At 65.5% G+C, this 18811-nt stretch carries 14 protein-coding genes; 9 read left to right on the forward strand and 5 right to left on the reverse strand.

The window, feature by feature from the left end; all coding sequences use genetic code 11:
• Nucleotides 1–38: 38 nt before the first annotated feature.
• The 3 genes from pcaD to XW59_RS03540 all read right to left on the reverse strand — a co-directional run bounded on the left by pcaD (nt 39) and on the right by XW59_RS03540 (nt 3585).
• Nucleotides 39–833, reverse strand: a complete 795-nt coding sequence (pcaD, locus tag XW59_RS03530; RefSeq protein WP_047143404.1) for a 3-oxoadipate enol-lactonase — start codon at nt 831–833, stop codon at nt 39–41.
• A 162-nt stretch (nt 834–995) separates the two neighbouring features.
• On the reverse strand, nt 996–2066 hold the full coding sequence (locus XW59_RS03535; RefSeq protein ID WP_047143405.1) for an enoyl-CoA hydratase/isomerase family protein: 1071 nt from the start codon (nt 2064–2066) through the stop codon (nt 996–998).
• A gap of 106 nt (nt 2067–2172) precedes the next feature.
• A complete protein-coding gene (locus tag XW59_RS03540; protein WP_047143406.1) occupies nt 2173–3585 on the reverse strand; it encodes an XRE family transcriptional regulator in 1413 nt (470 codons plus the stop codon).
• 137 nt (nt 3586–3722) lie between these two features.
• Between XW59_RS03540 and XW59_RS03545 the strand changes: the two genes are divergently transcribed.
• From XW59_RS03545 to XW59_RS03585, 9 genes are all read left to right on the forward strand, one after another.
• A complete protein-coding gene (locus XW59_RS03545) occupies nt 3723–5255 on the forward strand; it encodes an acyl-CoA carboxylase subunit beta (protein WP_047143407.1) in 1533 nt (510 codons plus the stop codon).
• Between the two features lie 58 nt (nt 5256–5313).
• A complete protein-coding gene (locus XW59_RS03550; RefSeq protein WP_047143408.1) occupies nt 5314–7317 on the forward strand; it encodes an acetyl/propionyl/methylcrotonyl-CoA carboxylase subunit alpha in 2004 nt (667 codons plus the stop codon).
• Between the two features lie 28 nt (nt 7318–7345).
• A complete protein-coding gene (gene scpA / locus XW59_RS03555; RefSeq protein ID WP_047143409.1) occupies nt 7346–9484 on the forward strand; it encodes a methylmalonyl-CoA mutase in 2139 nt (712 codons plus the stop codon).
• A gap of 119 nt (nt 9485–9603) precedes the next feature.
• Nucleotides 9604–10368 (forward strand): DeoR/GlpR family DNA-binding transcription regulator, encoded by a 765-nt coding sequence (locus XW59_RS03560; RefSeq protein WP_047143410.1) that lies wholly within the window; start codon nt 9604–9606, stop codon nt 10366–10368.
• A gap of 97 nt (nt 10369–10465) precedes the next feature.
• Entirely contained in the window at nt 10466–11968 is a 1503-nt protein-coding gene (glpD, locus tag XW59_RS03565; RefSeq protein WP_047143411.1) for a glycerol-3-phosphate dehydrogenase, read from the forward strand.
• Nucleotides 11969–11999: 31 nt separating this feature from the next.
• On the forward strand, nt 12000–13490 hold the full coding sequence (glpK, locus tag XW59_RS03570) for a glycerol kinase GlpK (protein ID WP_047143412.1): 1491 nt from the start codon (nt 12000–12002) through the stop codon (nt 13488–13490).
• A gap of 485 nt (nt 13491–13975) precedes the next feature.
• The gene (gene exbB, locus XW59_RS03575) at nt 13976–15097 is read left to right on the forward strand and encodes a tonB-system energizer ExbB (protein WP_082137384.1); all 1122 of its coding nucleotides are present in this window, start codon (nt 13976–13978) and stop codon (nt 15095–15097) included.
• A 5-nt stretch (nt 15098–15102) separates the two neighbouring features.
• A complete protein-coding gene (exbD, locus tag XW59_RS03580; RefSeq protein WP_047143413.1) occupies nt 15103–15576 on the forward strand; it encodes a TonB system transport protein ExbD in 474 nt (157 codons plus the stop codon).
• A gap of 15 nt (nt 15577–15591) precedes the next feature.
• The gene (locus XW59_RS03585) at nt 15592–16551 is read left to right on the forward strand and encodes an energy transducer TonB (RefSeq protein WP_047143414.1); all 960 of its coding nucleotides are present in this window, start codon (nt 15592–15594) and stop codon (nt 16549–16551) included.
• Nucleotides 16552–16640: 89 nt separating this feature from the next.
• Here the strand turns inward: XW59_RS03585 and XW59_RS03590 are convergent, their stop codons facing one another.
• Nucleotides 16641–17288 carry a LysE family translocator gene (locus XW59_RS03590; RefSeq protein ID WP_047143415.1) on the reverse strand — a complete coding sequence of 216 codons (648 nt, stop codon included), beginning with the start codon at nt 17286–17288 and terminating at the stop codon, nt 16641–16643.
• A gap of 40 nt (nt 17289–17328) precedes the next feature.
• Nucleotides 17329–18768: an amidase family protein gene (locus XW59_RS03595; protein WP_047143416.1), complete on the reverse strand. Its 1440-nt coding sequence runs from the start codon at nt 18766–18768 to the stop codon at nt 17329–17331.
• Nucleotides 18769–18811: the final 43 nt, after the last annotated feature.

The raw sequence follows: 18811 nt of genomic DNA on the forward strand, positions 1-18811 counted from the left end.
TCCCTGTTGATGAACCTGCGCTGGTATGAAGCCGGCTGTCAGCTATAGCCGACGTCTTCCAGGAACCGCCCGATCAGGCGGGTCGTTTCGGCAGGCTTTTCGACGCAAGGTATGTGGCCCGCGTCGGCGATGATCTCGAAGCGCGCGCCCTCGATGAGATCTGCCGTCGAACGGACCAGGTCGGGCGGCGTCGAGCCGTCCTGGTCGCCGACGACGCACAGCGCGGGCAGTTTCAGAGCGCGCGTCGATTCCGTCAGGTCGGCGTCCCGCAGGGCCGCGCAGGTGCCGGCATAGCCGTCGACGGTGGTGCGCGTCAGCATCGCGGTGTAGCCGACGAAATCGGCATTGTCGGGCGAGCGATAGGCCTCGGTGAACCAGCGCTGCAGGATCGCGTCGGCCATGGCGGCGATACCCTTGGTCGTGACCGTCGCGATGCGATCGTTCCACATTTCCGCCGTGCCGATCTTGTGCGCGGTGTCGCAAAGCACGAGCGCCGCCACCAGATCGGGGCGCTTGGCGGCAAGTCCCTGCGCGATGAGCCCGCCGACGGAGAGGCCGACCACGGCCGCTCTCGTCACGCCGAGATGGTCGAGCAGCGCGGCAAGGTCGGCGACATGGTCGTTCATGCCGTAGGGATGCGGCGTCGCCTCCGAGAGCCCGTGGCCGCGCTTGTCGTAGCGGATCAGCCGGTAACGCTTGCCGAGCCCGGCCGCCACTTCGTCCCAGATGCGGAAATCGGTGCCGAGCGAATTGGAGAAAACCAGCGCAGGACCGTCTGCCTTACCGCTTGCCTGGTGATGCAGAACGACGCCGTTGACCCGCGCAAATGCCATGCAGGCTTCCTCCCTTACCGAAACATACTACCGAGTATGTTGCATCTGCGCAGTCGGGTCAATTCGAGATTCGAACTCTTTGTGCCAATCTACGGCCGAGATGGGAACCGGGCTGTTGACAATGTGTGCCCGGTAGGGGGCGACGCGGCCTGATGGCTGCGTCTAGGACGACACGCTATCCAACGCTGACAGGTCCAGCTCGTCCGGCAGCGGCGCGAAATAGGCGTCGACATCCGCTTCGTCTACCTCCGGAAGCGAAGCGGGCGCCCATTTCGGCTCGCCATCCTTGTCGATGATCACCGCTCTGACGCCCTCGAAGAATTCGTGGCCGGTGATGACGCGGTTGACGATGCGGTATTCGATCCGCATGCATTCCTCGAAATCGGCCTTCGCGCCCTCCTGCATCTGCCTCAGCGCGATCTTCAGGCTGGTGGGCGACTTGGTGCGGATCGTCGCTGCCTGCTTCGCCGCCCAATCGGCGTGACCGCCCCGTTCGGCATCGAGGCGCTCCAGGATTTCCTCGACCGTAGCGGCCGAGAAGCAGCGCTCGATCACGTCCTGAAGCGAGGCAAGCGGCGCGTCTTCGGCCGGGGGCTTGCTGAAACGTCCGATCGTGGCGTCGATGCCGCCGTCCTCGCCGAGTGCCTGGGCGAGGTCGTCGACGCGGTCGGAGGAAATGGCGTGAGTGGCTAGCCCGCACCACACGGCATCCGCCTGTCCGAGGCGAGCCCCGGTCAGCGCGAGCCAGGTTCCGGTGCGGCCGGGCAGCCGCGGCAGGAAGTAGGTGCCGCCGACATCGGGGAAGAGCCCGATCCCGGTCTCCGGCATGGCGAACATGATCCGGTCGCCGGCGATGCGGCGGCTGCCGTGGATCGAGACGCCGACCCCGCCGCCCATGACGATGCCGTCGATCAGCGCGACATAGGGCTTCGGATAGGTCTTGATATAGGTATTGAGCCGGTATTCCTCGTGGTAGAAGGCGCGGATCGCCGGATCGCCGGCGCGACCCCAGTCGTGAAGCTGGCGGATGTCGCCGCCCGCGCAGAAGGCCTTCTCGCCGGCCGCTCTGACGATAACCAGCTCGATCGAGGCATCATCCGCCCATTCGATCAGTTGCCGATGCATCTCGTGCACCATGGTGCGGGTGAGCGCATTCAGCGCCTTCGGCCGGTTGAGCACGATCACGCCCGCGCGGCCGTTCTTTTCGACGAGGATTTCCGGCTCGTCCGTCATGCGGGTTATTTTCCTCTGAAGTTTAGCGGTTCAGAAGAAGCATAGCCGCAATTCAAGCTCCGGCTATCCCGAAATTCCGCCAAGCGGATGTGCGCGGTTTGACGAACTAATCGAGCCGGTACGGCACCGGCCCGCGCGCGTTGTGATCGACCACGAGCCGGCGCTTCAATGGCGGCACCGCGCGCTGGGCGCAGTTCTGGCGTTCGCAGATGCGGCAGGAGATGCCGATCGGGTCGAAGGCGGCGCGGTTGGTGAGGTCGAGATCGTCGGCATAGACGAAGTCGCCGGCATGCGTCACCTCGCAGCCGACGGCGATCGCATAGCGCCGCTGCGTGGCACGGAAGCCGCCGCCGCCCTTGGCGATCTCGGTCGCCATGCAGAGATAGCGCGCGCCGTCCGGCGTCTCGGCGAGCTGGCGGATGATGCGGCCGGGGGTTTCGAACGCCTCATGCACGTTCCACAGCGGGCACGCCGCGCCGAAGCGGGCGAACTGCAGCTTGGCGGCGCTGTGCCGCTTGGTGATGTTGCCGGCCCGATCCATGCGGGCGAAGAAGATCGGCACGCCCTTGCGGCCGGGCCGCTGCAGCGTGGAGAGCCGGTGCGCGACCTGCTCCACGCTCGCGCCGAAGCGGGCTGCGAGCAGCTCCAGGTCGTGGCGCAGCTCGCGTGCGGAAGCGAGGAACGCCTCGTAGGGCAGCATCAGCGCGCCGGCGAAATAGTTGCGGAGCCCGATCTTGCAGATGTCGAGGGCCTCGGCGGTGCGGAAATCGGCCGCCTTGGCGATCGCGGTGATGATGTCGTCCCTCTCGAGTTCGGCGATCTGGAACGCGGTCTGGAAGGTGCGGGTGGAAACCGGCGAGAAGGGGTTGAGATGGAGCACGCGCGCGACGGGATCGTATTTGCGCAGAAGTTCCTCGTCGGGTGCGGTCCGCTCGGCACGCACGCCGTGACGCCGCTCCAGATATTCGGGAAGGATCGCCGAGGGGTCCTTGTCGGGAATGCCGAGCTTGGTCGCGAGCTGCTCGGCCGCGAGGTCGAGATCGTGGATGTAGTTGTCGACAAAATGGAAGAAGTCGCGCACCTCCTCGTAAGGGGTGGGTTCGCTGAACCCCGCCGATCTGCCGAGGGTGTCGTCGAAGCTCGCCAATTGCTCCGAATTGCGCCGATACGCCTGATGGCAGGTGATCAGCGCGTGGGCGAGGCCGGGCGCGTTCTGCGCGATCAGCTTCAGTTCCTGGAGGTTCGGCGTGTAGTTCTCGAAGAGAGGGTCGCTCAAAGTTTCGCTCAGCGCCGAAAGCAGCCGCTCGCCTTCGCCCGAGGAGAAATCGGCGATGTCGATCTGGAAGGTTTCGACCAGGGCAAGCAGAACGGCGGCCGAGACCGGCCGCTGATTGTTCTCTATCTGGTTGAGATAGCTGGTGGAAATGCCGATGCGCTCGGCAAACGCGGCCTGGGTTGCGCGGTTTCCTTCGCGCAGTTCCCTGATCTTGCGGCCGATGAAGAGCTTACGGTTACGCATCTTCGCATTTTCGCAGTTTGCAATAGTGCAAATTCTACATTACGCGCCTCCGCCCTTTCAACTCTTTTCGCCGGCAATGATCGGCGCTATGCGGAGTTTCAGAAGAAAGCGGACCGAAACCCGAGGAATGGACACCGATGCGTGAAATTCTCGAGCAGCTCGAAGAGCGCCGCAACCAGGCCCGCCTCGGCGGCGGGCAGAAGCGCATCGATGCGCAGCACGCCAAGGGCAAGCTGACGGCGCGCGAACGTGTCGAAGTCTTGCTCGACGAAGGGTCGTTCGAGGAGTTCGATACCTACGTCGCCCATCGCGCGGTCGATTTCGGCATGGCGGCGCAGAAGTTCCCGGGCGACGGCGTCGTCACCGGCTGGGGAACTATCAACGGCCGGCTCGTCTATGTCTTCAGCCAGGACTTCACCGTGCTCGGCGGCTCGCTTTCCGAAACCCATGCACAGAAGATCTGCAAGATCATGGACATGGCCGTGCGCAATGGCGCGCCGGTTATCGGCCTCAACGATAGCGGCGGCGCGCGCATCCAGGAGGGCGTCGCCTCGCTCGCCGGCTATGCGGACGTCTTCAAGCGCAACGTCGATGCGTCCGGCGTGGTGCCGCAGATTTCCGTCATCATGGGACCTTGCGCGGGCGGGGCGGTCTATTCGCCGGCGATGACGGATTTCATCTTCATGGTGCGCGACTCGTCCTACATGTTCGTCACCGGTCCCGACGTGGTGAAGACCGTGACCAACGAGGTGGTGACGGCCGAGGAACTGGGCGGTGCGCGCACCCACACGCAGAAATCCTCGGTTGCCGATGGTGCCTACGACAACGACATCGAGGCGCTGGAGCAGGTGCGTCGGCTGTTTGATTTCCTGCCGCTGAACAATCGCGAGAAACCGCCCGTCCGTCCCTTCCACGACGATCCGGCCCGCCTGGAAATGCGGCTCGACACGCTCATCCCCGACAGCGCCAACAAGCCCTACGACATGAAGGAGCTGATCCTGGCGCTCGCCGACGAGGGCGACTTCTTCGAGATCCAGGAAGCCTTCGCGCGCAACATCGTCACCGGCTTCATCAGGATCGAGGGGCAGACGGTGGGTGTCGTCGCCAACCAGCCGATGGTGCTGGCCGGCTGCCTCGACATCGACTCGTCCCGCAAGGCGGCGCGTTTCGTGCGCTTCTGCGACGCCTTCTCGATCCCGATCCTGACGCTGGTCGACGTTCCGGGCTTCCTGCCAGGCACCGCGCAGGAATATGGCGGCGTCATCAAGCACGGCGCGAAGCTGCTTTTCGCCTACAGCCAGGCGACCGTTCCCATGGTGACGCTGATCACGCGCAAGGCCTATGGCGGCGCCTATGACGTCATGGCCTCCAAGCATATCGGCGCCGACGTCAACTATGCCTGGCCGACGGCCGAGATCGCGGTGATGGGCGCCAAGGGCGCGACCGAAATCCTCTACCGCTCCGAGCTTGGCGATCCGGAGAAGATCGCCGCCCGCACGAAGGAATACGAGGTCAATTTCGCCAACCCGTTCAAGGCGGCCGAACGCGGCTTCATCGACGAGGTGATCATGCCGCATTCCTCGCGCAAGCGCATCGCCCGCGCCTTCGCGGCGCTGCGCGGCAAGAAGCTCGACGCGCCCTGGAAGAAGCACGACACGATACCGCTATGAGCGAAATGTCCGGAAGCAAACCCGATATGTCTCGTTTCTTCGCATGTAGAGCGGCCTGATGTTCAAGAAAATCCTCATTGCCAATCGCGGCGAGATCGCCTGCAGGGTCGTCAAGACCGCGAAAAAGCTGGGCATCGCGACCGTCGCCGTCTATTCCGACGCCGACCGCGACGCGCTGCATGTGAAGATGGCCGACGAGGCCGTGCATATCGGCCCGCCGCCGTCGAACCAGTCCTACATCGTCATCGACAAGATCATCGGCGCGATCCGCCAGACAGGCGCCGATGCCGTCCATCCCGGTTACGGCTTCCTCTCGGAGAACCCGCATTTCGCCGAGGCCCTGAAGGCGGAAGGCGTGGCCTTCATCGGCCCGCCGCCGGTCGCCATCGAGGCAATGGGCGACAAGATCACGTCGAAGCGCATTGCCGCCAAGGCGGGCGTCTCCACCGTTCCCGGGCATATGGGGCTGATCGCCGACGCGGACGAGGCGGTGAAGATCGCCTCGGAGATCGGTTATCCGGTGATGATCAAGGCGTCGGCCGGCGGCGGCGGCAAGGGCATGCGCATCGCCTGGAACGACGCGGACGCGCGTGAAGGCTTCCAGTCGTCCAGGAACGAGGCGAAATCCTCCTTCGGCGACGACCGCATCTTCATCGAAAAGTTCGTCACCCAGCCGCGCCACATCGAAATCCAGGTGCTGGGCGACCAGCATGGCAACCTTGTCTATCTGGGCGAGCGCGAATGCTCGATCCAGCGTCGCAACCAGAAGGTCATCGAGGAGGCGCCGTCGCCCTTCCTCGACGAGGCGACCCGGAAGGCGATGGGCGAGCAGGCGGTGTCGCTTGCCCGCGCCGTCGGTTATCATTCCGCCGGTACGGTCGAGTTCATCGTCGACGGCGAGCGCAATTTCTACTTCCTCGAAATGAACACGCGCCTTCAGGTCGAGCATCCAGTGACGGAGTTGATCACCGGCATCGACCTGGTGGAGGAGATGATCCGCGTGGCGGCGGGCGAGAAGTTGAGCATCTCGCAGGCCGACGTGAAGCTCGACGGCTGGGCGATCGAAAGCCGGCTCTATGCCGAGGATCCTTTCCGCAACTTCCTGCCGTCGATCGGGCGTCTGACGCGCTACCGGCCGCCGGAGGAGGGCACGCAGGCCGACGGCACGGTGGTCCGCAACGACACCGGCGTCTTCGAAGGCGGCGAGATTTCGATGTATTATGACCCGATGATCGCCAAGCTGTGCACATGGGCGCCGGATCGCGCCGAGGCGGTGGCGGCAATGAGCGCGGCCCTTGACGATTTCGAGGTCGAGGGCATCGGCCACAATCTGCCCTTCCTCTCCGCCGTCATGCAGCATCCGCGCTTCCGCGAGGGGAAGCTGACGACCGCTTTCATCGCCGAGGAATATCCGGATGGTTTTTCGGGCGTCGCGCCGGAGGATGCGGATGTGCGGCTGCTTGCCGCCGTCGCGGCCTATATCAACCTGCGTTGCCTGAAGCGCAACGTGCTGATCTCGGGCGCGCTCGCCAACCATCCGCGTACGGTGGAGCGCGATTGGGTGGTCACGCTTGCCGGCCACGAGGTGCCGGTGACTGCCTATGACGAGGGCGGCCGCACCGTTGTCGGCTTTGATGACGGAAGCTCGGTTTCGGTGGTCGGCGATTGGCTTCCCGGCCGCACGCACGCGATATTCAACATCGGCTCGCAGCGGATGGGGGTGAAGGTCTCCGCCTCCAATTCGGCGTTCCGGCTGCGTTGGCGCGGCATGGATGCGGTCGCCCATGTGCGCTCGCCGCGGGTCGCCGAGCTTGCCCGGCTCATGCCGGCAAAGCTGCCGCCTGACACGTCCAGGATGCTGTTGTGTCCGATGCCGGGCGTTGTCACCTCTATTTCCGTCAAGGAGGGCGACCAGGTCGAGGCAGGCCAGGCGCTCGCGACCGTCGAGGCGATGAAGATGGAGAACGTGCTGCGTGCCGAAAGGCGCGGCGTGGTCAAGCGCGTCGCCGCCGAAGCCGGCGCCAGCCTGGCGGTGGACGAGCTGATCATGGAATTCGAGTGATGACGGCGATGCGCGCCAGGAGGCTCTCATGACCAACCTCAAGCTCGATCAATGGCGCGCCGCCGCCGAGAAGGAAATCAAGGCCGATCCCGACACGCTGACCTGGGACACGCCGGAGGGCATTCCGGTGAAGCCGCTCTACACGGCGGGCGATGTGGCGGGCATTGGCCACCTCGATTCACTGCCCGGCGAAAAGCCTTTCCTGCGCGGGCCGCGCGCGACGATGTATACCGGCAGGCCGTGGACGATCCGCCAATATGCCGGCTTCTCGACGGCGGAAGCCTCGAACGCGTTCTACCGCAAGGCGCTGGCGGCGGGGCAACAGGGCGTGTCGGTTGCCTTCGACCTCGCGACCCATCGCGGCTATGACAGCGATCATCCGCGCGTCGAGGGCGATGTCGGCAAGGCCGGCGTGGCGATCGATTCCGTCGAGGACATGAAGATCCTGTTCGACGGCATTCCGCTCGAGAAGATTTCAGTCTCCATGACGATGAACGGCGCGGTGATCCCGATCCTCGCCAATTTCATCGTTACGGGCGAGGAGCAGGGCGTGCCGCGCGCGCAGCTCTCCGGGACCATCCAGAACGACATCCTCAAGGAGTTCATGGTCCGCAACACATACATCTACCCGCCTGAACCCTCGATGAGGATCGTCGCCGACATCATCGAATATACGGCGAGGGAGATGCCGAAATTCAATTCGATCTCGATCTCCGGCTACCACATGCAGGAGGCGGGCGCGACGCTGGTGCAGGAATTGGCCTTCACGCTGGCCGACGGGCGCGAATATGTCCGCGCCGCGTTGAAGAAGGGGCTCAACGTTGACGATTTCGCGGGCCGTCTCTCCTTCTTCTTCTGCATCGGCATGAACTTCTTCATGGAGGCGGCGAAGCTGCGCGCCGCGCGCCTCTTGTGGTCCCGGATCATGGAGGAATTCGAGCCGAGAAAGCCGTCCTCGCTGATGCTGCGCACCCACTGCCAGACCTCCGGCGTGTCCCTGCAGGAGCAGGACCCCTACAACAACATCGTGCGCACCGCCTTCGAGGCGATGAGTGCCGTGCTCGGCGGCACGCAATCGCTGCATACCAATTCCTTCGACGAGGCGATCGCCCTGCCGACGGAATTCTCCGCCCGCATCGCCCGCAACACGCAGTTGATTCTCCAGCACGAGACCGGCGTCACCAAGGTCGTCGATCCGTTGGCCGGTTCCTACTATGTCGAGAGCCTGACCAAGGAACTCGCCGACGCCGCCTGGGCGCTGATCGAGGAGATCGAGGCGATGGGAGGCATGACCCAGGCGGTCAATGAAGGCCTGCCCAAGCGCCTGATCGAGGAGGCCGCCACGCGCAAGCAGGCGGCGATCGACCGCGGCGACGAGGTCATCGTCGGCGTCAACCGGTATCGGCTCGAGACCGAGGATCAGCTCGACATCCTGGACATCGACAACAGGGCCGTGCGCGAGGCACAGGTTCGTCGCATCGAGCGCACCAAGCGCCAGCGCGATTCGAGAACCGTCGAGGAGACGCTCGCCGCCCTCGCCGAAGTGGCGCGCGGCGGCAAGGGCAACATATTGGCGGCCGCCGTCGAGGCAGCGCGCGCCCGCGCCACCGTCGGCGAGATCTCGAATGCCATGCGCGAGGCCTTCGGCGACCACGAGGCGAAGCCGGAGGTGGTGTCGAAGGTCTATGGTCCGGCCTATGACGACGAGCCGGAATTCGCCACGCTGGTATCGCGGCTGGAGGACTTCAGCCGTTCGCTGGGGGCGAGGCCCAAGGTGATGGTGGCCAAGCTGGGCCAGGACGGTCACGACCGCGGCGCCAAGGTGATCGCGTCCGCCTTCGGCGACATCGGCTTCGACGTCATCGCCGGTCCGTTGTTCCAGACACCGGCCGAAGCCGCCGAGCTGGCGATCGAGAACAACGTCCACGTCGTCGGCATGTCGTCGCTTGCAGCCGGCCACAAGACGCTCGCGCCGCAACTTGTCGAGGCGCTGAAGGCGAAGGGGGCAGACCACGTCATCGTGGTCGTCGGCGGCGTCGTTCCGCGCCAGGATTATCAGTTCCTGCTCGATCACGGCGTCGCCGCGGTCTTCGGTCCCGGCACTAACGTGCTCGATGCGGCGCGCGCGGTGCTCGACCTGATGGAGGGCAAGCGCCGCAACGAGTAGGCGGCCGGGCCCTTCCAGGAACTGCGCTGTACTCCGGAGCGGGCTGGCCCGCCGAACGCCCGCTATCCTGCGCTTTCGTTTTTCGCTAGGGTCGCGCAAAACGAAAGCAGGAGAAGCGCATGTATCTGCCGCCGCGCCAGGCCGAAATCGTCCAGATGGCAAAGGACAGCGGGCGGGTGCTCGTCGAGGAACTTGCAGCGCATTTCGACGTGACGCCGCAGACGATCCGCAAGGATCTGAACGATCTGTGCGACAGGCGGCTCCTGTCGCGCATTCATGGCGGAGCGTTGTTCCCCTCCGGCATCGAGAACGTCCAGTACGAGGCGCGGCGCAAGATTGCGGCCGAGGAGAAGGATGCGATCGGCCAAGCGGCCGCCAGGCTCATCCCCGACAACGCCTCGCTGTTCATCAATATCGGCACGACGACGGAGGCCGTGAGCCAGTTCCTGCTCGACCACCAGGGGCTGATGGTCATCACCAACAACATCAATGTCGCCAACAGGATGAGGGTCTATCCCTCGCTCGAGGTGGTGATCGCCGGCGGCGTCGTGCGCGGCTCCGACGGCGGCATCGTCGGCGAGGCCGCGGTCGACTTCATCAAGCAGTTCAAGGTCGATTACGCCGTCATCGGCGCCTCCGCGATCGACGAGGATGGCGCGCTGCTCGACTATGATTTTCGCGAGGTGAAGGTTGCGCAGGCTATCATCGCCAACGCGCGCCATGTGATTCTCGTCGCCGATTCGACGAAATTCGAACGCACCGCTCCGGTGCGTATCGGGCATATCTCGCAGGTGAACACCTTCATTACCGACATCTGTCAGGTCGAGCGCATCCGCGCGCTGTGCGTGGAGTCGGAAGTCAGGATGATCGAGACGGCGGTTTGAGCCGTGTGGTTTTCGTTTGACATTCGTTATTGGCGCGAAATAATTCCTTTTAACATTTTTCGAAGGTGCTGCTCTCTCCGCCGCCTAGGAGGCTTTTTTGACCGACAGGCAAATCCACGACATTTTCATCATTGGCGGCGGGATCAACGGATGCGGTATCGCGCGGGACGCGGTCGGGCGCGGCTATTCCGTATATCTGGCGGAGAGGGGAGATCTGGCAGGCGGCACCTCCTCGGGTTCGACCAAGCTGATTCACGGCGGGTTGCGCTATCTCGAGCACTACGAGTTTCGCCTCGTGCGCGAATCCCTGATGGAGCGGGAGGTGCTTTGGGCCAACGCCCCGCACATCATCAAGCCGATGCGCTTCGTGCTGCCGCATCAAAAGGGCTTGCGGCCGGCCTGGTTGCTGCGGCTGGGGCTGTTCCTCTACGACCATATCGGCGGCCGCAGGCTGCTGCCCAAGACCCGGACGCTCGACATGCGCTCCGACGCGTCCGGTCGGCCGCTGAAGAAACTGTTTTCACGCGGCTTCGAATATTCCGACTGCGCGGTCGACGATGCGCGTCTGGTGGTCCTGAACGCGCGCGATGCCGCTGACAGGGGAGCGGTGATCGCCACCCGCACCAGGGTGATCGAGGCCCGGCACGAGGAGGGCTGCTGGCGCGTCACGACGGAGGACGTGGCGAGCGGCGAGCGGCGAGCGGCCTTCGCCCGCCTGCTCGTCAACGCCGCCGGCCCCTGGATAGATCACGTGCTGGACGAGGCCCTGGGGCAACGCGGCGTGCACAATGTGCGCCTCGTTCAGGGCAGCCACATCGTGGTGGGCAGGAAGTCTCCCGATTCGCGCGCCTATTTCTTCCAGAACAGAGACGGACGCATCATCTTCGCGATCCCTTACGAGGAGGAATTCACGCTCATCGGCACGACCGACCAGGATTATGACGGGGACCTTCGCGAGGTCGGGATCACCCCGGCGGAGGTGGAGTATCTGTGTGCGGCGGCGAGTGAATACTTTCTCGAGCCGGTGCGGCGCCAGGACGTGGTCTGGAGCTATTCGGCGGTGCGCCCGCTTTACGACGATGGCGCCTCGAAGGCGCAGGAGGCGACGCGCGACTATGTGCTGAAAGTGGAAAACGGCAAGGATACGCCGCCGCTCGTCAACGTGTTCGGCGGCAAGATCACCACCTACCGGCGGCTGTCGGAACACATGCTGGACGAGATCGGCGAGCTGATCGGCGCCAAGGGCGGACCGTGGACGGCGCAGGCACCGCTTCCCGGCGGTGAATTCGCTGTGACGGCCTTCGAGGAGGAGGTGGCGAAGCTCGCCGCCGACTTCCCGTTCCTCGCTCCCGGTCATGCGCGCCGGCTGACGCGGCTTTACGGGACGAGAGCGCGGCTGATCCTGGGCGATGCCAGGTCGCCCGCCGATCTCGGCCGGCTGTTCGGCGCCGACCTCTACGAGGCGGAACTGCATTACCTGATGGAACAGGAATGGGCGAGAAACGCCGACGACGTGCTGTGGCGGCGCACCAAGCTCGGCCTGCGGCTGAGCGCCGGACAGGTTGACGAGATCGGCCGATTCATGCGGGAAAGCGTCTGACGCTGGCGGCCTGCCGGGGAGGGAAGAACTCATGAGCGGATACATTCTGGCCATAGACCAGGGGACGACGTCCAGCCGTGCGATCATCTTCGACGGCCGGATGCGGATCGCGGCCGTCGGCCAGGAGGAATTTCCGCAGCACTATCCCGCTTCCGGCTGGGTCGAGCACGATCCGGAGGAGATCTGGACGAGCGTCCTTTCCACCGTCGGGGCAGCGCTCAAGAAGGCGAAGCTTTCGGCGGGCGACATGGCGGCGATCGGCATCACCAATCAGCGCGAGACGGTGGTCGTCTGGGACAGGACGACCGGCAAGCCGATCCACAACGCGATCGTATGGCAAGACCGGCGCACGGCTGCGTTCTGCAAGAAGCTGATCGCGCGGGGGCTGGAGCGTAAGTTCACGCGAAAGACCGGGCTCCTCCTCGATCCCTATTTTTCCGGCACGAAGATCGCCTGGTTGCTCGACAATGTGAAGGGCGCGCGCAAGCGGGCCGAGAAGGGCGAACTCCTCGCCGGCACCATCGACAGCTTCCTCATCTGGCGGCTGACCGGCGGCGCCGTTCACGTCACCGACGCCACCAATGCCTCGCGCACGCTTCTCTACAATATCGAGAACAACGAATGGGATGCCGAGCTTCTGGATATTCTCGGCATCCCGCGCGCGATGCTGCCGGAGGTGAAGGATTGCGCGGCCGAATTCGGCGTGGTGGACAAAACGCTGTTCGGCGCGGAAATTCCGATCCTGGGCGTTGCCGGCGACCAGCAGGCCGCCACCATCGGGCAGGCCTGTTTCGAGCCGGGCATGATGAAGTCGACCTATGGCACCGGCTGCTTCGCGCTGCTCAACACGGGCGAGCATCTCGTGCGTTCGAGGAACCGGCTTCTCACCACCATAGCCTACCGGCTCGACGGCAAGACCACCTATGCGCTCGAAGGCTCTATCTTCGTGGCGGGCGCGGCGGTGCAATGGTTGCGCGACGGGCTGAAGATCATTTCGCGCGCCGAGGAGACGGGCAAGCTCGCCGACAGCGCCGACCCCTCGCAGGAAGTCTATCTCGTGCCGGCCTTCGTCGGGCTCGGCGCCCCACACTGGGATGCCGACGCGCGCGCCGCGATCTATGGGCTCACGCGCAATTCCGGACCGGCCGAATTCGCCCGCGCCGCGCTCGAATCCGTTGCCTACCAGACCCACGACCTGCTGGTGGCGATGCGGAAGGACTGGAAAGCCAATTCGGCGAAGACGGTGCTGCGGGTGGACGGCGGCATGGTCGCCTCCGACTGGACGATGCAGCGGCTGGCGGATCTGCTCGACGCGCCTGTCGACCGTCCGACCATCCTGGAGACCACGGCGCTCGGCGCTGCCTGGCTTGCCGGCTCGCGGGCGGGGGTGTGGCCGGATGCAGCCGAATTCTCGAAAGCCTGGGCGCTCGACCGTCGCTTCGAGCCGCTGATGGATCCGGCAATGCGCCGCAGCCGGCTCAAGGGATGGTCCGATGCGGTAAAACGCACGCTGAGCAGCTGACGACGGGTTTGGAACGCATGCGCGCCGCCGGCGTTTGCCTGGAAACGAGGGAGACGCCAGATGTCAGCAACTCCGCCGCGACCGACCCCGCCTTTTCCTGATCCCTATCCCGGTCCGACGCCGGCACCGCCCGATCCCGCGCCCACGCCGGATCCGCCTCCGATTCCCGATCCCGCGCCTCCAGGCAGGCCCAGGCCCGTCATCTGAGGCGTCTTTTTCTTTGACGCGGGGGAAAGGCCGTATATGAACAGGTCGAAAGTAGACCATTTGACGCATTTTTTCGGGCGTGACGCGAAAAATTGCGGTCAAGGTCGAATTTTTGGCTTAAAGCCCTTGAATGTAATACCGGAGTATTGCAGTCAACTTATCCCGAAGGAGCCGTCGGCTCGCGAGTAAGCAAGGGTACGATCATGCAGTTGAATGGGGCAGTCGCCGCGCCGCGATCCATAAGGGCTCGCAGCCTGCCATATGTTTTCGCCGTGGCAATGGGGCTTTGCATCCAGCCGTCGTTCGCGCAGGAACAAGCCCCGCCGCAACTCCCCGCAGGCGAGCAGCCCGCTCAGGCGCCCGCGGCGCAGGCCCCCACCACGCAGCCGGCGCCCGCCGGACAGGCTCCCGAGTCAGCGCCGGCGACCGGCGAAGCGGCACCTGCCGCTCCGGCAGCGCCGCAATCGGCGGAGCCGGTGCAGAATGCTCCCGCCGCGCAGGCGCCCGAGGCCGCGCCCGGCGCCGCTCCGCAGGAAGGAACCTCCCAGCCCTCCGTTCCGCCCGCCGCCGCCACACCGGCAGCGCCGATGCCGGGTGCTTCCTCGCAGCAGCCCGCGGAAGCCGCCGCTTCCCCGGCCGAGGAGGCTCTTCCGCCCGGCGCCGTGGGCGGTGCCAACCTGCCGCACGATCTTTCGCCTTGGGGCATGTTCATGCAGGCCGACTGGGTGGTGAAGGCCGTTATGATCGGCCTCGCATTTGCCTCGTTCGTCACCTGGACCGTCTGGCTTGCCAAGTCGCTGGAAATCACAGGTGCGAAGACGCGCATTCGCCGCGCTCTGAAGGTGATCGCGGAATCGCGCAGCCTCGCCGAGGCCAACAAGGCGCTCGGCAGCCGCGGCGGTCCCGGCGTTCTCCTGGTCAAGGCCGCCGCCGAGGAAGCCGCCCTCTCCGCCGGCGCGATCGACAGCGCCGGAGGCGCGGGTCTCAAGGAGCGTGTCACCTCGCGCCTCTCGCGCATCGAGGCCCAGGCCGGACGCCGGCTGACACGGGGAACGGGCGTGCTCGCCACGATCGGCTCGACCGCACCCTTCGTTGGACTGTTCGGCACCGTCTGGGGCATCATGAATTCCTTCATCGGCATTTCGCAGGCGCAGACCACGAACCTGGCGGTCGTCGCCCCCGGCATCGCCGAGGCGCTGCTCGCCACTGCGCTCGGTCTGGTCGCGGCCATTCCCGCCGTCGTGATCTACAACGTCTTCGCCCGCTCGATCACCGGCTATCGCCAGTTGCTCTCCGACGCTTCGGCAGCGGTGGAGCGCCTGGTCAGTCGCGATCTCGATTTCCGCAATGTCGTGCCGCTGCGCGGCAACGCTCCTGAAATCGCCTCCGCCGCGGAGTAGTAGCCATGGCCGGAAGCCTCAACAGCAGCACCGAAAGCGACGAACTGTCGGAAAACCACGAGATCAACGTCACGCCGTTCATCGACGTGATGCTGGTTCTCCTGATCATCTTCATGGTGGCGGCGCCGCTCGCCACTGTGGACATCAATGTCGACCTGCCCGCATCGACGGCCACACCCGCGCCCAGGCCGGACGAGCCGCTTTACCTGACGGTGAAGGAGGACCTTTCGCTCGCCATCGGCAACGACAATGTGGCGAAGGACAGGCTGCAGGCGGCGCTCGATTCCGTCACCGAGGGTGACCGCGAGGCCCGCGTCTTCCTGCGCGCCGACAAGTCCGTCGCCTATGGCGATCTGATGGAAGTGATGAATCTTCTGCGCGGTGCAGGCTATCTCAAGGTCGCTTTGGTCGGGTTGGAAACGGTGCCGGCATCGGATCAAAGCTCCGCCGCTCCCGCGGCGCCTGCGCAGCCGCAGTAGGAGTCGCGTTCGACGATGGCAGCGCCAGCAAACCTCACCCTTGCCGGAAGCGACGACCGCGTTTCCATGCGCGAATTCGCCGGCTGGACTGCTGCCGGCGTGGTCGTGCTCGGAGTTCACGCCGCCGCCTTCTGGATGACGGAGAATCTGCGCGAGGCGGTGCCCGCGCAAGGCGGCCCGCCGCCGGCGATCATGATCGACCTGTCGCCGGAGGTCGCGCCCGCACCGGCGCCGGAAGAGGCCGTCGCGCCCGGTCCGGAAGTTGCCGAGGATCAGCCCGAGCCGGTGGAGGAGCCCGAGGAAATCGCCGAGCCGGAACCGGCGGAGACGCCTCCGCCGCCCGTGGAGCCCGAGCCGGTTCCCGAGGAAGTCGTCGAGCCCCAGCCGGAGCCCGAGCCCGTCGAGGAGGTGGCTGAGCAGGAGCCGGTGGAGGAAACGCCGCCGGAACCCGAGATCGTGGAGGCGATCACGCCCGAGGTGAACATCCCGTTGCCGACCGCGCGGCCCGAGCGTCCCCGTCAGGTGGCCGAAAAGGCTCCTCCGCGCAGGGAAACGCAGGCGCCGAGGAAGGAGCGGGAGCCCGCCAGGCAGAGGCCTCAGGCGCGACCGTCGGCGCCGCAGGCGGCGCAGGCCAACCAGCCGCCGCGCGCTTCCGCACGGCAGGGCGAGGCAAGGCGGGCAAGCGTGTCGCCGGAGCGCTGGCAGTCGCGCCTGACTTCCTATCTCAATCGCCACAAGCGCTATCCGCGCGGCGCAAGGAACCGTCGCGAGGAGGGAACCGTCACGCTTTCCTTCTCGATCGATCCCTCGGGTCGCGTCCTGTCCGCGAGCATTGCCCGTTCCTCGGGCTATCCGGAACTCGACAAGGAGGTGCTCGACATGGTGCGTCGCGTTTCGCCGGTTCCCGCCCCGCCGCCGGAGATCGCCCGGCCGCGCATGAACCTCGCCGTGCCGGTACAGTTTTCGATACGCTGAGGCATCGATCTGGCGGGTGGGTAATATCCTCCGCCGTCATCCCGGGTGGCGGCGAAGGATTATTAATCTCTCCGCATCCGCGATGTGCGTCAGGTCTGACGTTCGAGCGCCAGCCTGACGCCGAAAGCGACGAGAACCGAGCCGGTGATGCCGTCGAGCGTCCGCGACACCGCGGGCCGCTGCAGCGTGCGCGCTACCGGGCGCGTGGCGAACGTCAACGCGCCAAGCCAGGCGACGCCCATCAGCGCGTGAATGGCCGCAAGCAGGATGCTGAAGGTGACGACGCTCGCGCCGGCCGGGATGAATTGCGGCAGGAAGCTGACATAGAAGACGCCGACTTTCGGGTTGAGCAGGTTGGTCAGCATGCCGCGCAGGAACCAGCGCGGCCCCTTGGCCGGTCTCCTCTCGCCCGGCGCATCCCCGGAAACCGCCGCCCGCGCCTTGCCCCTGAGGGCGCTCAGGATCATCTGCAGGCCCAGATAGACGAGGTAGGCCGCTCCGGCGATCTGCAGGATGGCATAGGCCGTTTCGGAAACCGCGAGCAGGGCGCCGAAGCCGAGCGCGGCTATGACGCCCCAGCCGAGGACGCCCGCCGAAATGCCGATGCCGGCGAGAAGCGCGTTCTTCGTGCCTTCCACGGCGGCGGTGCGCAAGACCAGCGCTGTGTCGATGCCAGGCGTCAGCGTCAGCAGCGCGGCGGCGATCGAGAAGGCGATCAGGGCGGATGAGGTGTCCATTGCCGGCTTCCTATGGAATGACCACGCCCGCGCGCCCGGATTATCGATCTGCCTGCGGGCCGTCGCGACCCGTTTTCGGATCGATAGGATTGACGGTGCCAAGGTCGAGCAGCTTCTCGAGCTGCGCCGCAGCTCCGATCAGCTTTGCCTCCCCTCGCGGTCTTGCGACGATCTGCAGACCGACGGGAAGCCCTTCGCTGGTGAAGCCGCAAGGCAGCGAAAGTGCCGGAGCTCCGGTCAGCGTAATGGCGTAGGCGATCGCCAGCCAGTCGATATAGGTGGCGAACTTCACGCCGCCGCACTCCTCGACGTAGCGCGTCTCGACAGGGTAGGGCGCGACGATCGTCGCCGGTGTCATCAGCACATCGTAATCGTCGAAGAAGGCATGGGCGCGCTTCATCATCTCGCCACGCTTCGTCTGGGCGCGCACCAGGTCGGCCATGGTGAGCTTGAGCCCCTTTTCGATGTTCCAGATCACCTCCGGCTTGAGCAGGTCGGCGTGGTCCTTCAGTTTCTGCGCATGCGAGGCGGCGAAGCCGGCAGCCCGCAGCGTCTGAAAAGTCTCATGCGCCTCGTTGAAGTCGGGATGAGCATCTTCCACCGTGACACCGATCTCGGCAAAGCGGTAGGCGGCGCGGCGGCAGGTCTCCGCCACCTCCGGATCGACCGGCGTGATGCCGAGGTCGGGACTGAAGGCGACCTTGCGGAGCCGACCGGGCGTTCTGGCGGCTTCGAGATAGCTCCGTTGCTCGCGCGGCAGCGAGATCGGATCGGTGACCTCCTCGCCCGACATGGCGTCGAGCAACAGCGCCACGTCCTCCACCGTGCGCGCCATCGGACCTTCGACGGCGAGAATATCGTCGGCGAGCACGCCGGGGTCGCGGGCGACCCTGCCGGGGCTCGGCCGCATGCCGACGATGCCGCAGAAGCTCGCCGGATTGCGCAGCGAGCCGCCGAGGTCGGAGCCTTGCGCCACCCAAGCCATGCCGGTGGCGAGCGCCACCGCCGCGCCGCCGCTGGAGCCCGCCGCCGAGCGGTCGGTGTTCCAGGGATTGCGCGTTGCGCCGAACACTTCGTTGAAAGTGTTGGCGCCCGCGCCGAATTCGGGCGTGGCGGATTTTGCGTAGACGATGGCGCCATCGCGTTCGAGATGGGTGACCATCACGTCCGATCTTTCGGGAACGAAATCGGCGTAGATCGGTGAGCCGTAGGTGGTGCGCACGCCCTCGACCTCGGTCAAATCCTTGATCGGCACCGGCAGGCCGGCGAGGCGGCCGCGCTCCGCGACCGGCTTCTTCATCAGTTCGCGCGCATTGGCGCGGGAGCGGTCGAAACACAGCGTCGGCAGCGCGTTGACCGATTTATCCACCTCTTCGATCCGTTCCTCCAGCGCGTCGAGCAGGTCGAGCGGCGTTATCTCCTCCGTCCTGAGCTTGTCGACGATTGCGCTTGCGGATTGGCGGATGAGGTTCGAGGTCATGGTCAAGTTGTGTCTCCCATTCAGTTCGAGCCAGCTTTGCGGA

The organism is Aquamicrobium sp. LC103 (assembly GCF_001014615.2).
Taxonomy (GTDB): Bacteria; Pseudomonadota; Alphaproteobacteria; order Rhizobiales; family Rhizobiaceae; genus LBCQ02.